The sequence below is a fragment of the Phytohabitans sp. LZ39 genome (assembly GCF_059359075.1).
In genome coordinates, this window is the sequence record NZ_JCADBM010000012.1 from 204,975 (window position 1) to 224,785 (window position 19,811).

At 72.8% G+C, this 19,811-nt stretch carries 14 protein-coding genes; 10 read left to right on the forward strand and 4 right to left on the reverse strand.

What is annotated here, in order from left to right; all coding sequences use genetic code 11:
• Window positions 1-359: 359 nt before the first annotated feature.
• Window positions 360-2,939, reverse strand: coding sequence for an ATP-binding protein (locus AC5L36_RS23625; protein WP_441219595.1), 2,580 nt, complete (start codon window positions 2,937-2,939; stop codon window positions 360-362).
• Window positions 2,940-3,099: 160 nt separating this feature from the next.
• On the opposite strand from AC5L36_RS23625, the gene AC5L36_RS23630 reads away from it, so the two are divergent.
• Entirely contained in the window at window positions 3,100-4,155 is a 1,056-nt protein-coding gene (locus tag AC5L36_RS23630) for a class I SAM-dependent methyltransferase (protein WP_441219596.1), read from the forward strand.
• Between the two features lie 73 nt (window positions 4,156-4,228).
• On the opposite strand, the gene AC5L36_RS23635 is transcribed toward AC5L36_RS23630, so the two are convergent.
• On the reverse strand, window positions 4,229-5,737 hold the full coding sequence (locus AC5L36_RS23635; protein ID WP_441219598.1) for a ricin-type beta-trefoil lectin domain protein: 1,509 nt from the start codon (window positions 5,735-5,737) through the stop codon (window positions 4,229-4,231).
• 203 nt (window positions 5,738-5,940) lie between these two features.
• Here AC5L36_RS23635 and AC5L36_RS23640 point away from each other — a divergent pair, with 203 nt between their 5' ends.
• From AC5L36_RS23640 to AC5L36_RS23680, 9 genes are all read left to right on the forward strand, one after another.
• The gene (locus AC5L36_RS23640; RefSeq protein WP_441219600.1) at window positions 5,941-8,439 is read left to right on the forward strand and encodes a LamG-like jellyroll fold domain-containing protein; all 2,499 of its coding nucleotides are present in this window, start codon (window positions 5,941-5,943) and stop codon (window positions 8,437-8,439) included.
• Between the two features lie 117 nt (window positions 8,440-8,556).
• Entirely contained in the window at window positions 8,557-10,008 is a 1,452-nt protein-coding gene (locus AC5L36_RS23645) for a DUF2252 domain-containing protein (RefSeq protein WP_441219602.1), read from the forward strand.
• 16 nt (window positions 10,009-10,024) lie between these two features.
• Entirely contained in the window at window positions 10,025-10,861 is an 837-nt protein-coding gene (locus AC5L36_RS23650) for a class II glutamine amidotransferase (protein WP_441219604.1), read from the forward strand.
• 166 nt (window positions 10,862-11,027) lie between these two features.
• Entirely contained in the window at window positions 11,028-12,689 is a 1,662-nt protein-coding gene (locus AC5L36_RS23655; RefSeq protein ID WP_441219605.1) for a serine hydrolase domain-containing protein, read from the forward strand.
• A gap of 2 nt (window positions 12,690-12,691) precedes the next feature.
• The gene (locus tag AC5L36_RS23660) at window positions 12,692-13,363 is read left to right on the forward strand and encodes a response regulator transcription factor (protein ID WP_441219607.1); all 672 of its coding nucleotides are present in this window, start codon (window positions 12,692-12,694) and stop codon (window positions 13,361-13,363) included.
• Window positions 13,360-14,433, forward strand: a complete 1,074-nt coding sequence (locus AC5L36_RS23665; protein WP_441219609.1) for a HAMP domain-containing sensor histidine kinase — start codon at window positions 13,360-13,362, stop codon at window positions 14,431-14,433. The genes AC5L36_RS23660 and AC5L36_RS23665 overlap by 4 nt, the downstream gene beginning before the upstream one ends.
• Window positions 14,434-14,684: 251 nt before the next feature.
• Window positions 14,685-15,272 carry a hypothetical protein gene (locus AC5L36_RS23670; protein WP_441219611.1) on the forward strand — a complete coding sequence of 196 codons (588 nt, stop codon included), beginning with the start codon at window positions 14,685-14,687 and terminating at the stop codon, window positions 15,270-15,272.
• Window positions 15,273-15,407: 135 nt separating this feature from the next.
• Window positions 15,408-16,427: an SPFH domain-containing protein gene (locus tag AC5L36_RS23675; protein WP_441219612.1), complete on the forward strand. Its 1,020-nt coding sequence runs from the start codon at window positions 15,408-15,410 to the stop codon at window positions 16,425-16,427.
• Window positions 16,427-17,323, forward strand: a complete 897-nt coding sequence (locus AC5L36_RS23680; RefSeq protein WP_441219614.1) for a hypothetical protein — start codon at window positions 16,427-16,429, stop codon at window positions 17,321-17,323. The genes AC5L36_RS23675 and AC5L36_RS23680 overlap by 1 nt, the downstream gene beginning before the upstream one ends.
• On the opposite strand, the gene AC5L36_RS23685 is transcribed toward AC5L36_RS23680, so the two are convergent.
• Window positions 17,320-18,381 carry a threonine aldolase family protein gene (locus tag AC5L36_RS23685; protein WP_441219615.1) on the reverse strand — a complete coding sequence of 354 codons (1,062 nt, stop codon included), beginning with the start codon at window positions 18,379-18,381 and terminating at the stop codon, window positions 17,320-17,322. The two genes, AC5L36_RS23680 and AC5L36_RS23685, sit on opposite strands and share 4 nt — an antisense overlap.
• On the reverse strand, window positions 18,378-19,802 hold the full coding sequence (locus AC5L36_RS23690; RefSeq protein WP_441219617.1) for a M28 family peptidase: 1,425 nt from the start codon (window positions 19,800-19,802) through the stop codon (window positions 18,378-18,380). Before AC5L36_RS23690 ends, AC5L36_RS23685 begins: the two co-directional genes overlap by 4 nt.
• Between the last annotated feature and the right edge of the window lie 9 nt (window positions 19,803-19,811).

The following is a 19,811-nucleotide window of genomic DNA, read 5'->3' on the forward strand; positions in this document are numbered from 1 at the left end:
GGCCTATCTCCGCCATCCTGACGCGGCGTCACCAGCTCATGGGTCGGGACTTCGAGATCTCGGAGAGTTGGGGTTGAAATAGCGCCCTTAACTCTCCGAGATCTGGAATCTCGCGCCGCTCACACCGCCGCGGCGGTTACCGGCGGCGACGAAAACCCGCAGCTTTCCCAGAGCGCCGATCCGGGAGCAGGCATTGTGGACAAACAGCGACCGTCGCGCGGCCCGAGGGGGTGAGCGCGGCCAGCGGCGGACGGGTGAGGCCGCGGGAGCGGCGGTCTGGACCACGACGGACATCGCGGTAGCTCAAATCTTTGTCCTAAAAGGAACTCAGCGCCCGGCACCTCGACTCCGAAGGGTCTCTAGGAAACGAGGCCGAGCGCCCGAGCGCGGCTGGCGGCGTCGCGGCGGGTGCGGGCGTCGAGCTTGTCGAGGACGGCCGCGACGTGCGTGTCGACGGTGCGGACCGACAGCACCAGCTGGACGGCGATCTCGGCGTTGCTCAAGCCCTGCGCGAGCAGCCGGACCACCTCGACCTGCCGCTCGGTGAGGCCGGCCGGGTTGTCGCGTGTGGACGGTGTGGGGCCGCGCGGCACGCGGGCGACGCCGAGGTCCTTCAGGCGTTGGCGGACGCGGCGGGCGAGCGGCTCCGCGTTGAGTGCGTCCAGGGTAGACAGCGCCGTCAGCAGGTCGTCGGGGTTGTCGCCCTGCGCCAGCGCGCTCGCCCAGTGGTACGGGCAGCCGGCGGCCTGCCACAGCTCGGCGGCCTCGCGCCACCGGCCGGCGGCCTGGAGCGCGTAGGGGTGCGCGTCGTCCGCCACGGGCACGTCCGCGCCGGCCAGGCGCATCCAGTAGCCGAGTTCGGCGGCGAAGGCGTGCGCGCCGTACCGGCGGACCTCTTCGTAGTAGGGCGCCACCGCGGCCGCGGCGGCGGACGCGTCGCCGCGTAGCCATGCGGCCTCGATCAGCGCGCTCGCGGCGGGCGCCAGGCGCTGCGCCTCGCCCAGGCCCTTGGCCAGCTCCCAGGCCTCGGCGATGATCTCGTCGCCACCCTCCTGGCCGCGGCGGACACGGGCGCGGCCGGTCACCACCATCGCAGGGCAACGTTGGGTGGGGCCCTCGTGCATGGCCCACTCGGCCTCGCGCTCCGCCTCGTCCCAGGCGCCGCGCAGCAGGAGGAGCATGCCGTTGGTGAGGTGGAGGTAGCGCAGGAACCCCAGGAACTCGGCCTCGTCGGCCAGCTCGATCGCGTCTTCGAGGAGCCGCTCGGCCTCGTCCAGGCGCAGGTCGTCGAGGTACTGCCAGGACATGTTGGTGGACGCGCGGCAGGCATGCTCGACCTCGCCGGCCTCAAGCGCGACCGCGAGGCTCTCCTTCAGCAGCGCCTCGGCGTCGGAGTCGCCGTGGTGCCAGGACGCGGTGCCGACGTTGTTGAGCGCGTGCGACAGGATGCCGGCGTCGCCGATCTCCCGCGCCATGGCCGCGGCCCGCCGCCCCACCTCGACCGCCTCGTCGTTGTGGCCGGCCATGGCGCAGAGCTGCGCACGGTTGCTCAGGGCCAGCGCCAGCGCCCGCGGGTCGCCGGCACCCTCCAGGATCTCGATCGCCTCGGCGCCGCTGACCTCGGCGTCCGCGCGGACGCCCGCCCACCATTGCATCCGGGACAGCCAGCGCAGGCTCAGCCCGAGCGCACGCGGGTCGCCGAGCCCGCGGCGTACCTCGACCGCGTCCCGCTGGGCGCGCACCGACTCGGCGCCGAGGCCGATCGTGTAGCACTCGATGGCGTACTCCTCGAGCAGGTCGGCCTGCTCCGCCACGGTGAAGTGGGCGCGGTGGGTCAGCACCAGACGGTAGTGCGCGGCGGCCTCGCGGTGCGATCCGGCCGCGACCGCCTCGCGTGCGGCGGCCGGGCCATGGCGGATCACGGCGGCGTCGTTGCCGGCCTCGGCGGCGTGGTGCATGACCCGGGAGAGGTCGACGGTGTCCAGCCGGTCGAGCAGCGCGGCGAGCACCGCCTGGTTGCACGCCACGCGGCGGACGGCCGGCATCGAGTCGACGATGGCGCGGCGCATCAGCTCGTGGCGGAAGCCGATCCGCTTCGCCGAGGCGGTCAGCACCCCGCGCCGCTCCGCGGCGGCGAGCGCCGGGAGGCCGCCGGGCACCACCGCGTCGACGAGCCACCGCTCGACGCCGGACGGCACGACGGCCAGCTGCTCCACCGCGTCCCAGGAGCGGCTGTCGAGGTCCTTCATGCGCGCCGTCACCGCCTCGGCGATGGTCGGTGGCACCTTGTCGGCGTCGCCGGAGGCGTACACCTCGGCGACGTAGAACGGGTTGCCGGAGGTCACCGCGAACACGTGCTCCGGGTCCATCCCGGTGTGCGCGCCGAGGCGGCGCACCGCGTCCGGGGACAGGCGGGCCAGGCGCAGCCGCCGGGCACCGGACGCCAGGCCCAGCAGCTGGTGCATCGGGTGGTCGCGGGTCAGCTCCTCGTCCCGGTAGGTCAGCACCAGCACCGCGGGCAGCCGCGCGATCCGCCGCACCAGGAACCGCAGGACGTCGAGCGTCGCCTCGTCGGCCCAGTGGACGTCTTCCACCACGAGCACGGTGGGGTGGTCGGGCCAGTCCAGCTCCGCGCGGAGGGCGTCGATCACGGTGCTCCGGTCGCCGGACTCGAGCGCCTGGGTGAGCCGCTTGCCGACGCTGCCGATCAGGTCGCGCAGCGGGCCGAGCACGCGTGGCGTGGCGAGGTCGTCGCAGTAGCCGACCAGCAGCCGCCCTTCGGCGGGCAGCACCCCGCGCACCGCGTCGACGAGGCTCGACTTGCCGATGCCGGGCTCGCCCATGACGAGCACGATCGAGCCGTCCCCGCTTTTCGCCTCGCGGGCGGCGGCGCCGAGTTCGGCGAGCTCACGCTCGCGTTCCAGGATCGATCGGCCCATTTCTCGGATCATCGCACGCGATCTCTACCTACGGTGTCGGCAATCCGGCGCAACCCGATGTACGTAACGCCAGGCTCGGACCTCGGTAGTCGCCACGGATCCGCCGCACCCAGCGCGCGCCGTACAAACAGGCAATACGACGCGAGCCAGGAGGGTAACCATGGCAGTCAACGAAGATCGTCTTATGGAGTTCGTGCACCGCTTCGTCGGTGACCTCGGCGCCACGATGGCGGCCGGGAGCATCGTCGTCGGCGACCGGCTGGGCCTCTACCGGGCCCTCGCCGAGCGCCCGGCGCGCCCGCAGGAGCTGGCCGAGCGCACCGGCACCGCACCCCGGTACGTCGAGGAGTGGCTGCGTGGGCAGGCCGCCGGCGGCTACATCCAGTACGACGCGGCGACCGGCGAGTACGCGATGACGGAGGAGCAGGCGTTCGCGCTCACCGATCCGGAGGGGCCGATCTTCGTACCTGGCGCGTTCCAGCTCGCCCTCGGCGCGCTGAAGGCGGAGGGTGAGATCACCAAGGCGTTCCGCACCGGCGAGGGGGTCGGCTGGCACGAGCACGACGCGGAGGTGTTCACCGGCTGCGAGCGCTTCTTCCGGCCCGGCTACAGCGCCAACCTCGTCGCCTCCTGGCTCCCCGCGCTGGACGGCGTCGAGGCGCGGCTGCGCGACGGCATCCGGGTCGCGGACGTCGGCTGCGGCCACGGCTCGTCGACGATCCTGATGGCCCAGGAGTACCCCGCGTCCACGTTCACCGGCTCCGACTACCACGGGGAGTCGGTGGCGGCGGCCCGCAAGCAGGCGGCGAACGCCGGTGTCGACGGGCGCGTGCGGTTCGAGGCGGCCAGCGCGCAGTCGTTCGGCGGCGGGCCCTACGACCTGGTGACCACGTTCGACGCCCTGCACGACATGGGCGACCCGCTCGGCGCCGCCCGGCACATCCGCGGCCAGTTGGCCGACGACGGCACCTGGATGATCGTCGAACCGGCGGCCGGTGCGACGGTGAGCGACAACCTCAACCCGGTCGGCCGGGTCTACTACTCGTTCTCCGCGTTCCTCTGCGTGCCGAACGCGCTCTCCCAGGAGGGCGGCTACTCACTTGGCGCGCAGGCCGGCGAGGAGCCGGTGCGCCACCTGGCCGTCGACGCGGGGTTCACCCGCTTCCGCCGGGTGGCGGAGACCCCCTTCAACATCGTGTACGAAGCGCGACCGTAGCCACATCTCCGGGGGGATCTCGGGCGGCACCGTGGGGCGGTGCCGCCCGAGCGTGCGTGGGGGTAGACGACCGTCAGCCGCGGTGCCACTTCTGGTTGGCGCCGCCGTGGCAGTCCCAGGTGATGAGGCGGGCGCCGTCGGCCGTGTTCCAGTCGGCGACGTCCACGCACTTGTTGGCCTGCGGGTTGACCAGGTCGCCGGCGGCCGTGAGCACGAACTGCTGTGCCGGGTTGCCGCTACAGTTCGCGAGCTGGATCACCGCGCCGTTGGCGGTCGAGCCCCAGGCCACGTCCATGCAGAGGCCGAAGGCGCGGATCGTGCCGTCGCCGGGGAAGGTCCAGTTCTGGGCCGCGGTGCCGTTGCAGGTATAGAGCTGGAGGTACTGGCCGTCGACCCCGTTGGAACCCGGCACGTCGACGCACTTGCTGGCGTACCCGATGATGCGGCTGGTGCTACCGCCGCCGGTCGTGGTCAGGGAAAGGCCGTACACGCCGAGGATCTCGTTCACCGGTTGGTAGACGGTGGTGCCGCCGCTGGAGCAGTTGCCGCCGGCGCCGGAGGTGACGCCCTGGGCCTGGTTGCCGGAGATGAACGAGCCGCCGGAGTCGCCGGGCTGGGCGCAGGCGCTGCTGGACACCAGACCGTACACAAGGGAGCCCGAGTAGTTGACGGTCACGTTCTTGGCGGTGATCGTGCCGCAGCGCCAGCCGGTGGTGCGGCCGGAGCGGCACACCGAGCTGCCGACGGCGGCTTCCTGCGAGCCGGCCACGTTCGTCGTGCCGCCGTTCCACGTGTTGACGACCGGGCGGGAGACCCAGTTGGAGTTGACCTGGACCCAGGCGTAGTCGTTGTCCGGGAAGGACGAGCCGCGGAACGTGCCCTGCGCGACACCGCTGCCGCTCGTGGTGCTGCCGGTGCCTCCACAGTGGCCGGCGGTGACGAAGCCGCCGGCGACCGCGAAGCCGACCGAGCAGAGGACGCGGTTGTCGATGACGTACTCGTCGCCACCGCGCACGTCGTACACCGGGCGGTAGGGGGTGGCCTTGACGACCGTGCGGACGCCCGTGACGCCGGCGGCGAAGCGCCTGGCGGCGTCCACAGTGGAGGCCTCCACCACCACGCTGTTCGTGGTCGGGTCGACGTACCAGGAGTGGACGGCCGCGCCGGCGGTGCGGCGGTCCAGTGCGGCCTTGGTGCGGTCGAGGTCGGCCGCGCCTCGGGTCACGTACCGCGGCTGGGCACCCGCAGCCCGTACCAGGGAAGCTTTTGTCCGGTCGGTGACGCCGACGACGAGTGACTTTCCGTCCTGGGCGACCCAGGCGCCGCCGTAGGTTTCGCCGAGGTCGGCGCGGAGCCGGCGCTCGACGAACGGGGCGGCCGCCTCGACGACGAGGCGGTCGTGGATCTGCGCGTCGCTCAGGCCGAGGTCGCGGCGGAGGGCGGCGAGCTGACCCGCCGGCAGGCCGGCGGGCTGGGCGGTGGCCGCGGGCGCGGCCGGGTCGGGTGCTGCGGCGGCTGGCGGGACGGCCGCGCCGAGGGTGAGCGCGGCGGCGGACACGAGGACACAGAGGTGACGGACCATCGGATACCTCCCCAGGAGCGAGAGCGCTCTCTGAGAGGAACCTTTACTATTCGCGTGGACGTTTGTCAATGAACGGATCTGATCGGACTCCGCCGCCGGGCTGCGGCGGGTGAGCGCCGCCGAGACCGGTTTTGATCGGATCGGAGACCGAATGTGACCGGTTGATATTGACTTTGATCGGGCTGAGTGCTTGGTTGGGTCCCATGAGACGCACCGTCGCATTGACCGCTCTGACGAGCCTGGTCGCCGCGGCCGCCAGCGCGCCCGGTGTGGCCAACGCCGGCGCCGCACCCGCCGAGTGGCAGCCGGGCACACCCCCGATAAGCACGCCGTGGACCGCCGAGGTCGGCCCGGACAACGCACTTCCCGAGTACCCGCGCCCCCAGCTCGTCCGCAGCCGCTGGCAGAGCCTCAACGGGGTGTGGCAGTTCGCCGGCGCGGCCGAGGGTGAGGCGCCGCCGTTCGGCGAGGAGCTCAGTGAGCGCGTTCTCGTGCCCTACCCGATCGAGTCCGCGCTCTCCGGCATCCAGCGACGCGAAGACCGGATGTGGTACAAGCGGACCTTCCGCGTGCCGACCCGCTGGCAGGTCGGTGGCGAGCAGCGGCTGCGGCTCAACTTCGGCGCCGTCGACTACGACGCCACGGTGTGGGTCAACGGCACGCGGGTCGCCACCCACCGCGGCGGCTACGACGCGTTCAGCGTCGACGTCACCGACGCCCTGCGCCCCACCGGCCAGCAGGAGCTCGTCGTCGGCGTCACCGACCTGACCGACCAGACCTGGCAGCCGGTCGGCAAGCAGCGCAATGTGCCGGACCGGGGGATCTTCTACACCTCCTCCTCGGGCATCTGGCAGAGCGTGTGGATGGAGCCGGTGGCGGCCGGCCACATCGAGCGGCTGCGGATGACCCCCGACGTCGGCGACGGCAGCCTCAGGCTCACCGCGCTGGCCGAGGGTGGCGACGGCCTCACCGTCGAGGCGGTCGCCTCCTCCGGCGGCAAGGTCTTTGGCCGGGTCAGCGGGCCCGCCGGCGCCGAGCTGCGCCTGCCGGTGCGCAACCCCAAGCTGTGGTCGCCCGACTCGCCGTTCCTCTACGACCTCACCGTCAAGCTCTTCGACGGCAACCAGCGGGTCGACCTCGTCACCTCGTACTTCGGCATGCGCGAGGTCGGCACGAAGAAGGGCGCCGACGGCAAGCCGTACATGACGCTGAACGGCGAGATCCTCTTCAACATGTCCACACTGGACCAGGGGTTCTGGCCGGACGGCATACACACCGCGCCCACCGACGAGGCGCTCCGCTTCGACCTGGCCGAGCACAAGCGACTCGGCTTCAACACGGTGCGCAAGCACATCAAGGTGGAGCCCGACCGCTGGTACTACTGGGCCGACAAGCTCGGGCTGATGGTGTGGCAGGACATGCCGTCCATGCGCACCGGCGGGACACCGCCCGAGGACGCGCGCCAGGAGTTCGAGCGGCAGCTGCACGAGATGGTCGAAGAGCACCGCAGCTGGACGTCCATCACCGTGTGGGTGCCGTTCAACGAGGGCTGGGGCGAGTGGGACCGGGTCGCTACCGGGCGCATCGCCGACGAGGTCGGCGCGCAGGACCCGAGCCGCCTGGTCAACGCCCACAGTGGAGTCAACTGCTGCAACTCGCACGGCGACTCCGGTCGCGGCGACATCGTCGACTTCCACGAGTACCACGGCCCCGCGTCCCCGGTGCCGAGCGGCGACCGGGTGGCCGTCGACGGCGAGCACGGCGGCTTCGGCATGGAGGTCGACGGGCACATGTGGTTCGGCGAGGGCCACGGGTACGGTGCGCTCCTCCCGGACAGCGCCGCGCTCACCGCGGCCTACGTCCAGAACCAGCGCAACCTGCTCACGATCGCCAACCGGTGTGGCCTCTCCGGTGGCGTCTACACCCAGATCACCGACGTGGAACACGAGGTCAACGGCTTCTACACGTACGACCGCCGGGTCGCGAAGATGGACTTCGGGCGGGTACACGACGTCAACCAGGCGATCATCCGGTCGGTCGACGGCACCGGCGCGAACGTGCCGGCGCCACCACCCGGCACGCCCGGCCTCACCGGCGTCGGCTACTGGCCGATGGACGAGGGCAGCGGCACGGTGACGGCGGACGCGGCCGGCGACCACGACGGCACGCTCGTGAACGGTCCAACGTGGACACCGGGTAGGAGCGGGAGCGCGCTCCAGTTCAACGGCGCCAACCAGTACGTGGACACCGGCGCCCCGATCCTCCAGACGACCGGCAACTACACGACCTCGGCGTGGGTCAAGCTCGACAGCCTCGGCGGCTTCGCCACCGCGGTGAGCCAGGACGGCGACCCGCACAGCGCGTTCTTCCTCCAGTACTCGGGGGCCGACAACCGCTTCGCGTTCAGCTTCGCGGGCGTCCGGGCGCTCGCGCCCACCGCGCCGGAGACCGGCCGGTGGTACCACCTCGCGGGCGTGCGCGACATGGGCACCGGTTCGCTGACGCTCTACGTCGACGGGCAGAAGGCCGGCACCGCCAACTCCTGCCTGGGTGCCTCGTCGAGCGGCAACACGGTCATCGGCCGCGGCAAGTACAACGGCAATCCCGTCGACTTCTGGCGCGGCGCGGTCGACCAGGTGCGGGTCTACGACCGCGCGCTCTCCGCGGCCGAGGTGGCGCAGCTGTACACCGCCGGAGGATAGGGGAGGTAGGTGGTGAAGGGCTGGCCCTCGGCGTGGCCAGCCCTTCGCCCGTTCGTGTTTCCGCGGGAGACCGGCCGCTATACGATCACATGATCGGTGTCGAAGCGGGGGTCAACCGTGACAGCCAGCACCGTGGATCTCCTGCCGCTCGGATGGGCGGGCGGCGAGGGTCGGCGCGATCCGAAAGCGCGGGCCAAGATGGGCCGTGCCGCCCGAAAGCGGGTGCCGCTCGCCAGCCACGCCGAGTGGCGGCCGGGCCCCGATCGCCTCGACCCGCTCGCCGTGCTCGCGGCACAGGACACCACCCGCCTGCCGGAGCTCGTGCCGATCCGGTACGGGCGGATGCTCGTCTCGCCGTTCACGTTCTACCGGGGCGCGGCCGCTGTGATGGCGGGTGACCTGGCTTCGACCCCGGTGTCCGGCTTCGTCACCCAGCTGTGCGGTGACGCCCATCTGTCCAACTTCGGGGCGTACGCGTCGCCGGAGCGCAACCTCGTCTTCGACATCAACGACTTCGACGAGACGTTTCCCGGGCCGTGGGAGTGGGACGTCAAGCGGCTCGCCGCGAGCTTTGTCATCGCCGGCCGCGACAACGGGTTCGGCCGCAAGCAGCGGGCCGCGACCGTCCTCGCCACCGTGGCCGGCTACCGGCGGGCGATGACCGCCTTCGCGGAGATGGGTGAGCTGGCCGTCTGGTACGCGCGGGCCGACGCCGACCGGGTGCGGCGGGTCAACGCCGCGGGGATGACCAAGGCCACCCGCCGGAAGTTCGAGCGGGCCGAGGCGCGGGCACGCACCCGCGACAGCATGCAGGCCCTGCGCAAGCTCACCGGCCTCGTGGGCGGCCAGCGGCGGATCCTCGCCGACCCGCCGCTGGTCGTGCCCATGCAGGACCTGCTGCCGGACATCGAGCGCAAGCTCCTGGAGGAGCAGATTCGTGGCCTTCTGCGCGGATACCGGCGGAGCCTGCCGGCCGCCCGGCGGCACCTGCTCGACGCGTTCGAGTTCGTCGACATGGCCCGCAAGGTCGTCGGCGTGGGCAGCGTCGGCACCCGCTGCTGGATCGTGCTGCTGCGCGGCCGCGACGACGGCGACCCGCTGCTGCTCCAGGTGAAGGAGGCGCAGCCCTCCGTGGTCGCGCCGTACATCATGGACAGTGGCGCGTTGCCCTGCGTGCGGCACTGCGGTGAGCGGGTGGTCGCCGGGCAGCGGCTCATGCAGGCGGTCAGCGACATCTTCCTCGGCTGGCAGACCGCCGAGGGCGTCGACGGCCAGGTGCGCGACTTCTACGTGCGCCAGCTGCGCGACTGGAAGCAGACGGCCGTCATCGAAGGCATGGATCCGGACACCATGCGGTCGTACGGCGACCTGTGCGGGTGGGTGCTGGCCCGCGCCCACGCGCGTACCGGCGACCGGATGGCGATCGCGGCCTACCTCGGCGACGGCGAGACGTTCGACCGGGCCCTGCTGGAGTTCGGCGAGCGGTACGCCGACCAGAGCGAGCGCGACCACGCCGCTCTCGCCGAGGCCGCCGGCGCGGGCCGCGTCCCGGTCGTCACCGGGGTTTGAGGGAAGGAGAGCGACGATGTGTCGCTGGCTGGCCTACTCGGGAACACCGATCCTGCTCGAAGAGCTGCTGTACAGGCCGCGGCACTCGCTCATCGACCAGAGCCTGCACGCCCGGTTCGGGGTGGAGACGACCAACGGCGACGGGTTCGGCGTCGGATGGTACGGAGTGGACGGTCCGCCCACGCCGGCGCTCTTCCGCGGCACCGGCCCGGCCTGGGGCGACCCCAACCTGCGCGAGCTGGCCCACGCGATCTCCTCGCCGCTCTTCCTGGCACACATCCGGGCGAGCACGGGGACGCCGGTGCAGCAGACCAACTGCCACCCCTTCCGCGAGGGGCGCTGGATGTGGCTCCACAATGGAGTGATCCGCGACTTCGCGAAGCTCAAGCGCGACCTCGTGTTCGCGGTCGACCCCGCCCTGTACCCCAACATCGCCGGTTCGACGGACTCGGAGGTGATGTTCTACCTCGCGCTCACCTTCGGCCTGCGGGACGAGCCGGTCCCCGCGGTGGAGCGGATGGTGGGCTTCGTCGAGTCGGTGGGCCGGACGCACGGCGTCGCCGCGCCGATGCAGATGACGGTGGCGGCGACCGACGGCGACCGGCTGTGGTCCTTCCGGTACTCCAGCGAGCGCAACAGCAGGTCGCTCTCGTTCAGCACCGAGATCTCCGCGCTGCGCCAGCTCTACCCGGACAACGAAGTCTTCCAGCGGGTGTCCGACGAGACGCGGGTCGTCGTCTCCGAGCCGATCGCCGAGCTCGACGGCGCCTGGCAGCCGGTGCCCGAGTCCAGCTACCTGGTCGTCCAGAAGGGCGCGGACGAGCTGGGCGCCTTCCACCCCAGGGCGGCGTGAGCCCGCGCCCGCGATCAGAAGAGGACCGGCCGGAGGAGGCGGTGTGGGCAGAGCGGCGGCTTCTCCGCATATCGCGCCGACGCCGTGCTGATCCTCGGCGCGGTGCTCGCGCTGGTCGGAGCCGCGTTTACAACAGGTTCACGACGCCGCTCCTAGCTTCGCCGGCATGAAGAGGTACGTGACGATCCTGACCGCGGCGGCGCTCCTCGTGCCGGCCGCGTGCACGGAAGACGACAACGGGCCCCCGCCGCGGTCCGCGAGTGCCTGCCCGCGCGAGCTGGACGCGGCGCTCGGCGCGTGGGCGGGTGCCGGCTTCAGCGGTTCGGTCGCGGTCGCGACGGGGGAGCGGTTCGACTGCCTTGCCGCGTACGGCTCGGCGGACGACGCGACCGCGACGTCCAACAAACCGGAGACGGTCTTCGACATCGGCTCGGTCACCAAGGCGTTCACGGCCGCGGCCGTCTACCACCTCCTCGACGACCGCCGGCTGGCGCTGGACGACCGCGCCGGCGCGCTCCTGCCGGATCTGCGCGGCCCGGTGCGGGAGGCCACCGTGCGGCAGCTGCTGCTGCACACCAGCGGACTGCACGGCACCCACGCCAACGACTCCGAGCCGCTGAGCCGGGAGGCCGCCATCGCGAGAATCGACGAGCTGGACCTGGCCGGCAAGCCCGGCGAGCGCTACCTGTACTCCAACGCTGGTTACACTCTGTTGGCCCTGATCATCGACAAGGTGTCAGGTACCAACTATCGGGACTACATGGTGTCGCACATCCTTCCGCTGCCCGGCGGCGGCCGCGCGGGTGGCTTCTGGAGCGGGCAACCGGCGGCGCCGGGGCCGCGCGCGGTCGGTTACATGGAGGGCGGCGGCACCGGTGCGCGCGGCGACTTCGCCGGCCCGTACTGGGCGTTCGAGGGCAACGGCGGCCTCGCGATGACGATGAAGGACCTCGCCACCTGGACACACGCGCTCTTCACCGGCAAGGTGGTGTCCGCCGGTTCGGCCGCGGCGATCGCCAAGCCGGGGCGCGATCTGGGCGAGGGGCGGGGCGAGGCGCCCGGCTGGGTGGCGTTCGACGCGTCGCGTTTCGGCGTGCCGTTCCTCGCCACCGCCGGCGGTGGCGGCGACATCGGGCACAACGCGGTCGTCGTGTGGCTCCCCGGCCAGCGGCGCACGATCGCGATGGCCTCGAACAAGCCGAAGCTCTCCGCCGAGCGGCTCCTCGAGACGATCGGCCCGGCGCTGGCCAAGGGCGAGCCGTTGCCCACCCCGAGCGCGCGGGCCGGCGGCGGCGACCTGGCGAGTGCCGCCGGCACGTACAAGCTGGGTACCGGCGGGTCGTTCCAGGTCGCCGTCCGTGCCGACCACCTGACCGCGACCCCGACCGGGACCGACGCGGTGGCCGCGCTCTTCCCGCCACCCGCGGACGTGTCCACAGAGGACCTCCGCCACCACGAGAACCAGGTGCGCGAGCTGCTGGCCGGGAAGACGAAGGAGGGGCGCAAGGAGGTGGAGGCCTTGGAGTCCGACATCGGGCCGCTGGACTCCGTCTCGGTCGCCGGCACGGTCGTCGCCGACGGCGAGCTGCGTACGTACGTGACGATCACGACCGGCGGCCGGCCGATCCTCGGCTGGTACGCGCTGGACGAGGCGGGCGGCGTCGGGGCGGCCGAGCTGCCCACGGACGCGCCGTCACTGGACCTGGTCCCGTCCGGCGGCGGCAGCTACCGGCCGGACCGGCCGGTGCCCGTGACGATCGCGTTCGCCGGCCGTCGCATGACCCTCACCGGTCCGGCCGGAGCGGTGACCGCCGAGCGGACCGGCTGAGCGTGCGCGTACTCCTCGTGGAAGACGACCCGGACCTCGCCGAGGTCGTCGCCCTCGGGCTGCGCAACGAGTCGTACGCGGTCGACGTCGCCGGCACCAGCGGCGGCGCGGAGGAACACCTCCGGACGACCGCGTACGACGTCGCCTGCGTCGACCTCGGCCTGCCCGACGGGGACGGGCTCGACCTGGTGCGCCGCCTCGGCCGCGACCCCGACCTGCACCGCCCGCGGCGGCTGCTCGTGCTCACCGCGCGGGACGGCGTCGCCGACCGGGTCGCCGGGCTCGACGCGGGCGCGGACGACTACCTCGTCAAGCCCTTCCACTTCAGCGAGCTCACCGCCCGCCTCCGCGCGCTGGCCCGCCGCGCCGACGAGCACGGCACCACACTCCAGGTCGGCGACCTGCTCCTCGACCTCGCCACGCACCGCGCGTGGCGGGCCGGCGTCCCGCTGGTGCTGACCGCGCGCGAGTACTCCCTCCTGCGCTACTTCATGCACCATCCCGGACGCGTACTCTCCGCGGAGGAGTTGCTGGAACACGTGTGGGACGCGCACGCCAACCCGTTCACCGCCTCGGTCCGCGTGATCCTCAGCCGCCTGCGCCGCAAGCTCGGCGAGCCGGCGCTGATCGTCACCCTCCCCGGCGCCGGCTACCAGCTGAGGGCCGAGCCGTGAGGCGGGGGTGGCGGTCGCTGCGGGTGCGCCTGGCGACTCTCGGCTTCCTCGCCATCTACCTGCCGGCGCTGCTGCTCTTCGGCGTGATCCTGGCGACCGACACCGAGGTCACAGTGGACACCGGCGAGCCGGTGACGTCGACCCGCCACCTCTCCGGCTGGCCGCTCGCCACGTTGCTCGCGCTCGGCCCGGTCGCCGCCCTGCTCGCCTGGTGGTGGGCTGGCCGCGCGGTGCGGCCGCTGCACCGGGTGCGCGCGGTCGCCGAGGACATCGAGGCCACCGACCTGAGCCGCCGCATCGGCCTGGAACGCGGGCCGGTCGAGGTCACCGCGCTCGCCGCGAGCTTCGACGCGATGCTCGACCGCCTGGAGGCGGCCGCCGAGACCCAGCGCCGCCTCGTCGAGGAGACCAGCCACGAACTGCGCGTGCCGCTCGCCGTGCTGATGACGAACGCCGAGGTGCTGCTCGCCCACCCCACGCCCACCGTCGAGGTCTATCGCCAGGGCCTGGAACGCGCCAAGGCGGCCGCCGACCGTCTACAGCGGACAATCGAGGAACTGCTGGTCGACGCGCGCGGCCGGGCCCGCACGCTCGACCGGCGGGCGGTCGACCTCGCGGCCGTCGTGCGCGCTCTCGTCGAGGAGGCCGGCGTGCTGGCGACGGCCCGGGGCGTGGACATCGCCGTCGGCGGCCCGCCTTCCGTCGTGTGCCAGGTGGACGAGCCGACGGTACGGCGCGCCGTCTCCAACCTTCTCGACAACGCGATCCGCCACGCGCCCTCGGGCTCGACAGTGGACGTCCACGTAGGACGCGCGCCGGATCGGCTGGTGTCGGTGACCGTCGTCGACCACGGCCCCGGTATCCCCGCCGGGCAGCTGGAGCACATATTCGAGCGCTTCTGGCGCGGCGGCGAGGCGGGCACCGGCGAGGCGGGCGGCGGCGAGGCGGGCACCGGCCTCGGGCTCCCGATCGCCAGCCAGATCGCCCAGGCACACGGCGGCGCCGTCACAGTGACCTCACCCGGCCCAGCCGGCGACGGAGCCGTCTTCCGCCTCACCTTGCGTGGCTGACCGGAGTCACGTCACGCATCGCCGCTTGTGTGCGCGGTGCGCCCGATGTCCGGTGGCTCGGCCGGAATGGCCGGCACCCGGGTGTCGTTGAACAGGCGGCTCACGAATGACCCCGATGGCGGGGCTCGAAACGGGCCGGATTTGTTGGAATGGCGGGCCGGGTCGGGTCGTTGACCAACCGGCGCCAGAGTTTCCCCCTTTTTCGTGCCACCGCAATGGTGCGCGCGTTCCCCCCTGGATTGGAGAAGAGCGTGAACACGATGCTGCGTAAGACGGTGACCGCGTTCGCGGGTTTCGCCTTCGCCGGTGGTGCCCTGCTCGGTCCGTCCGCGGCGGCGATGGCCGCACCGGCCGCGCCGGAGATGACGTCGGTGGCGTACACGACGTCGGGTAAGCCGACGGTGGAGTCGCTGACTCCGCACGGCGTGCAGGGTCGGCAGTCGTACCTGGTGCTCAGCGATGAGCAGGTCGGTAACGCGAAGGCGATCATCGCGGCGACGAAGAAGGCCGGAATGGACGAGCGTGCGGCGGTTGTGGCGATCGCCACAGCGTTGCAGGAGTCCAAGTTGGAGAACCTGGGTCATCTGGGTGACCTGAACGACCACGACTCGCTGGGACTGTTCCAGCAGCGTCCGTCGGTCGGTTGGGGTACGCCTGAGCAGGTCACCGATCCGGCGTACTCGACCGCGGCGTTCCTGTCCGGTCTGAAGAACGTGGACGGGTGGCGGAACATGCCGCTGACCGACGCCGCGCAGGCGGTGCAGGTGTCGGCGTTCCCGTTCGCGTACGCGCAGTGGGAGTCGATGGCGGCCAAGACCGTCGCCGCCTACTGGAGCTAACTCCCCCGAAGACAGCTGGCCGGGTTCCTCCCCACCCCCCCCGGGGAGGGACCCGGCCAGCGCCTTATCGCCGCCTTGACGAAAAGACCTTCGAGTCGTTATCGTCATGGCGACGAAAATGAGGGAGGAGTCGGGATGGCCGACATCACGAGGAGACTGTTCCTGCGGCACCTGCGCGGGGCGCCGACAGCTTATGTGCGGCATGTCGTCCGCGGGCGGGTGCGGCACGAGGGCGTGGGCACCTCGTTCTGGTACCGGCCGCTGCACGCGGTGCTCTCCGAGGTGCCGGTGGACGACCGCGAGCTGCCGCTGCTCTTCCACGCCCGCACGGCCGACTTCGCCGACGTGACCGTGCAGGCCACGGTGACCTACCGGATGAGCGATCCGGCCCTCGCCGCGAGCCGGCTCGACTTCTCCATCGACCCGCTCCGGGGCGGGTGGCGCGGTCAGCCGCTCGACCAGGTGGCCACGCTGCTGGCCGAGCTGGCCCAGCAGCCGGCCCTCGACCTGCTGGCGCGGGTGCCGCTCACCGAGGCGCTGGCCGGCATCGCGACGGTCCGCGAGGCGGTGGCCACGGCCCTCGCCGGTGACCAGCGGCTCACCGAGATCGGTGCGAGCGTGGTCTCGTCGCGGGTGGTGGCGATCCGGCCGGAGCCGGAGGTCGAGCGGGCGTTGCAGACCCCGACCCGGGAGGCGGTGCAGCAGGAGGCCGACCGGGCCACCTACGCCCGCCGCGCGGTCGCGGTCGAGCAGGAGCGGGCCATCGCGGAAAACGAGCTGCAAAACAAGATCGAGCTTGCTCGCCGCGAGCAGCAACTCGTCGAGCAGCGCGGCGCCAACGACCGCCGGGCGGCCGAGCTGGAGTCCGCGGCGAAGCTCGTCACCAGCCAGGGGCAGACCGACCGGGCCCGGCTTGCCGCCGAGTCCGAGCGGGCGCGCGAGCAGGCGCGGGCCGACGGTGTGCGCGCGGTCGGGCTCGCCTCGGCGGAGGCGGAGACCGCCCGGCTGGCCGCCTACCGCGATGTCCCCGAGTCGGTGCTCTACGCGCTCGCGCTGGAAAAGCTGGCCGGCCAGCTGCCGCAGATCGGCGAGCTGACCATCACGCCCGACGTGGTGACCAAGCTCGTCGGCAGGCTGTCCAACGGAGCCGCGTGATGACCCTGCCACCCCGGGTCGTGACCGTGACCCGGCGCAGTGAGCTCGACGAGCTGCTGGCCCGCCACGGCACGCTCGGCGCCGCCGGCTACTTCCTCCGGCAGCGCGGCCGCGACCTCGCCGAGGTGCGGCGGCGGCACGACGCGCAGGCGGCCGCGCTGACCACGGTCGGCGCGGCCGTCCCGGCCGACTGGCGTCGGGGGCACGTCGACCGCGACGACCTGCCGCGGTTCATCTTCGGGCCGGAAGACATCGTGCTCGCGGTCGGCCAGGACGGGCTGGTCGCCAACGTCGCCAAGTACCTCGACGGGCAGCCGGTCGTCGGCGTCGACCCGGAGCCGGAGCGCAACCCCGGCGTGCTGGTGCAGCACGCCCCGGCCGCCGTGGCCGCGCTGCTGCGGCGCGAGCTGCACACCGAGCGGCGGACGATGGTGGTCGCCGAGCTCGACGACGGCCAGCGGCTGTACGGGCTGAACGAGGTCTACATCGGACACCCGAGCCACCAGTCGGCCCGCTACGTGCTCGGCACGGCTGACGGCGCGGTCGAGCGCCAGTCCTCCTCCGGCGTCGTGGTCGGCACGGGCACCGGCGCGACCGGGTGGTGCGCCTCGATCGCCCGGCCGCTGGCGTACGTGCCCGACCTGCCCGAGCCGACGGAAACGGAGCTCTGCTGGTTCGTCCGCGAGGCCTGGCCCTCACGCGCGACCGGGACCACCCTCACCCAGGGCAACCTGTCCGGCCCGGAGCGGCTGGAGCTGACCAGCGAGTCGGAGCGGCTCGTCGTCTTCGCCGACGGGCTGGAGACCGACCATCTGGTGCTCGCCTGGGGCCAGCGCCTGCGGATCGGGCTGGCTGACCGCTCACTCAGGATCGTGCCGCGCGCTCCAGCGAACTAGGGTCGCGCCGCGCGCTCCAGAAGCTCGTGGATGAGCGCCACCACCTCGTCCGGCGTGAAGTCCATGGCGTTGTCGCCGACGCTGACCTCGAAACCGCACCGGGTGGGGTCGGGCGAGGAGCGGGTGCGGCCGAAGACGTACATGCCGCGTTCGGCCACCATCTCCGCCCCGGCCCGGTCGACGTCCGCCTGCGACGCGGGCAGGTGCACGTGGAAGATCGGGGTCTGCGGCGGGTCCGGCAGCGCGAGCGCGGCGCCGTCCGCGTTGATGGCGCGGGCGATCGCGATCGCGTGGTCGCGGAAGGCGGGCATCCGGTCCGGCAGCTCGTCGAGCCCCACGAGCGCGGCCAGGGCCAGCGGCCAGGCGTCGCGGATGCCGCCGCCCAGCCGCTGCCGCCAGACGGCCGCCTCGGCGAGCGTCTCCGCGTCGGCGGCGAGCACCGCGCCGCGGACCCCTTGGAGTCCTTTGTAGAGGGACACGTAGACGGAGTCGAAGGGTGCGGCGATCTCGTCCAGCGGGCGCTTGTAGTACGTCTGCGCCTCCCAGATCCGGGCGCCGTCGAGGTGGGCCGCGGCACCGCGTTCGCGTACCGCGGCGACCTGCGCGGTGAGGTCGTCCCACTCCGGCAGCAGGCCGCCGATGTCGCGCTGCGGCAGCTCCCAGACGACCGCGGCGAGTGGTGCGCCGATGGCCGCCAGGTCGGCGCCGGTCATCAGCCGGTGGCGGTCGCCAGCCGCGTGCATGCGCAGCCCGTGCACCACGGCGTAGCCGCGCTCCTCCCACACGTCGAGGTGGCACTGCGGGTGCGCGGCGAACGACCAGCGCCCGCGCCGCTCGGCGTGGACGCGCAGCACGGTCTGCTGGGCCATCGTGCCGCTGGGGAAGAAGAGCGCCGCCTCCTTGCCGAGCAGGTCGGCCAGGCGCCGCTCCAGCTGGGCCACCGGGCCGCGCTCGCCGTCGGGCGGGGTGTCGGGGTCGACATGGTCGAGCATGCGGCGCAGCACCGCGTGGGGCATCCGGCGATGGGGCGCGTGCAGGAAGAGAGATCGGCCGCTCATCTACCGATGATGCCGCGCCAGTCGGCGGGGGAGACGCCCCGGGTGGCCGCCACGATGCGGGCGGCCGCGCGGGTGAGCGGCACCAGCCCGGCACGGTCGACCTTGTCGAGCGTGTCCGCCTTGTCGAGCAGATACCACGGCGCGGCCAGGAAGTTGACGATCGGCACACCCGCCGAGTAGTAGAAGGCGGCGTCGGTGGGCGGGCGCTCGCCCAGCGCCGTCGGCGGCAGGATCAGCGACCGGTGCACGCCCTCGGCGACGAGCGCGGCGCGCACCTCGGCCTCCAGCGCCGGCACCGCGCTGGTGAAGAACCACCGCGGCACCGGCAGCCCGGTCGGCACCACGGCGCCGTGGCGCTCGGCGAACTCGCGGGCCGCGTGCTCCAGGTGCAGCTCCAGCACCGTGCGGTCGAGCTCGGCGCGGTGGGCGGCGATGAAGCCGAGCTGGCCCGTGAAGCCCGCCACGTGCGCGGCGTGCAGCAGGAACACCAGGCGGTGGGGCCGCTCCCGTCGCGGCCGGGACGCCCAGTGGCGGGCCTGGGCCAGCACGAGCGCGATGCCGCTGGCGTCTTCGACGGCCGACGACCAGGGACCGTCGTGGTGCGAGCCGACGATCACGAGGTCGTCGTCGGCCCCGGGCAGCTCGCCGACCACGTTGTGGGTGGTGACCGGGTCGACGGTCGTGACCGTGGTCAGCCGCACCCGCACCGGCCCGGTCGCGAGCCGGTCGCGCAGCCACTGCCCGTCGCTGCCGCTGATCCACACGCCGGGGATCGGCCGCGCCACCGCGTCGTACGGCACGAAGTAGTGGTGGGAGTCGCCCGGGTAGCCGGGCAGCGCGCCGATGAACGCCGCCGCGCCGGCCGCGATCGACGGCTCCATCACCGAGAGCAGCTCGGGCCCGAACGGCAGCACGTGCTCCGCGCCGGCGAGCGTGCCCTCGGGGTCGACGACCCGCTGCGGCTGGACCGCGCCCAACCCGAGGTCGGCGGGGAGGCGGAGGAGGCGCACGTCGTAGAGGGACGCCTTGCCCGCCACGGCGGCGCCGAAGGGCGCCAGCTCCAGGTCGAGCCCGGCGGCCGGCGCCGCGTACGGCACCGGGTAGCAGTCGAGCTCTCGGGCCGGCCCGTCCGGCGGGGTGGCGCGCAGCGACCAGCGGTGTGGGCGCCAGCGTTGGGCGGTCACCGGCTCGAGGCGCACGCGCTCCAGGCCGAACCGCCGGAACTGGCCGGCGATCCACCGCTCCACCCAGATGTCGGCGGGGTAGCCGGGGCGGCGGATGCCGCGCTCGTAGATCGTGCGGATCCAGCCGAACATCGTCGCCTCGCCCGGCACGGACGGCCCGCCGCCGGACAGTGGCAGCCCGGCGCCGATTACCCCACTCGACCGCAGCACCGCGCGCCGCGTCCACAGTGGCCGCATGGACATCGA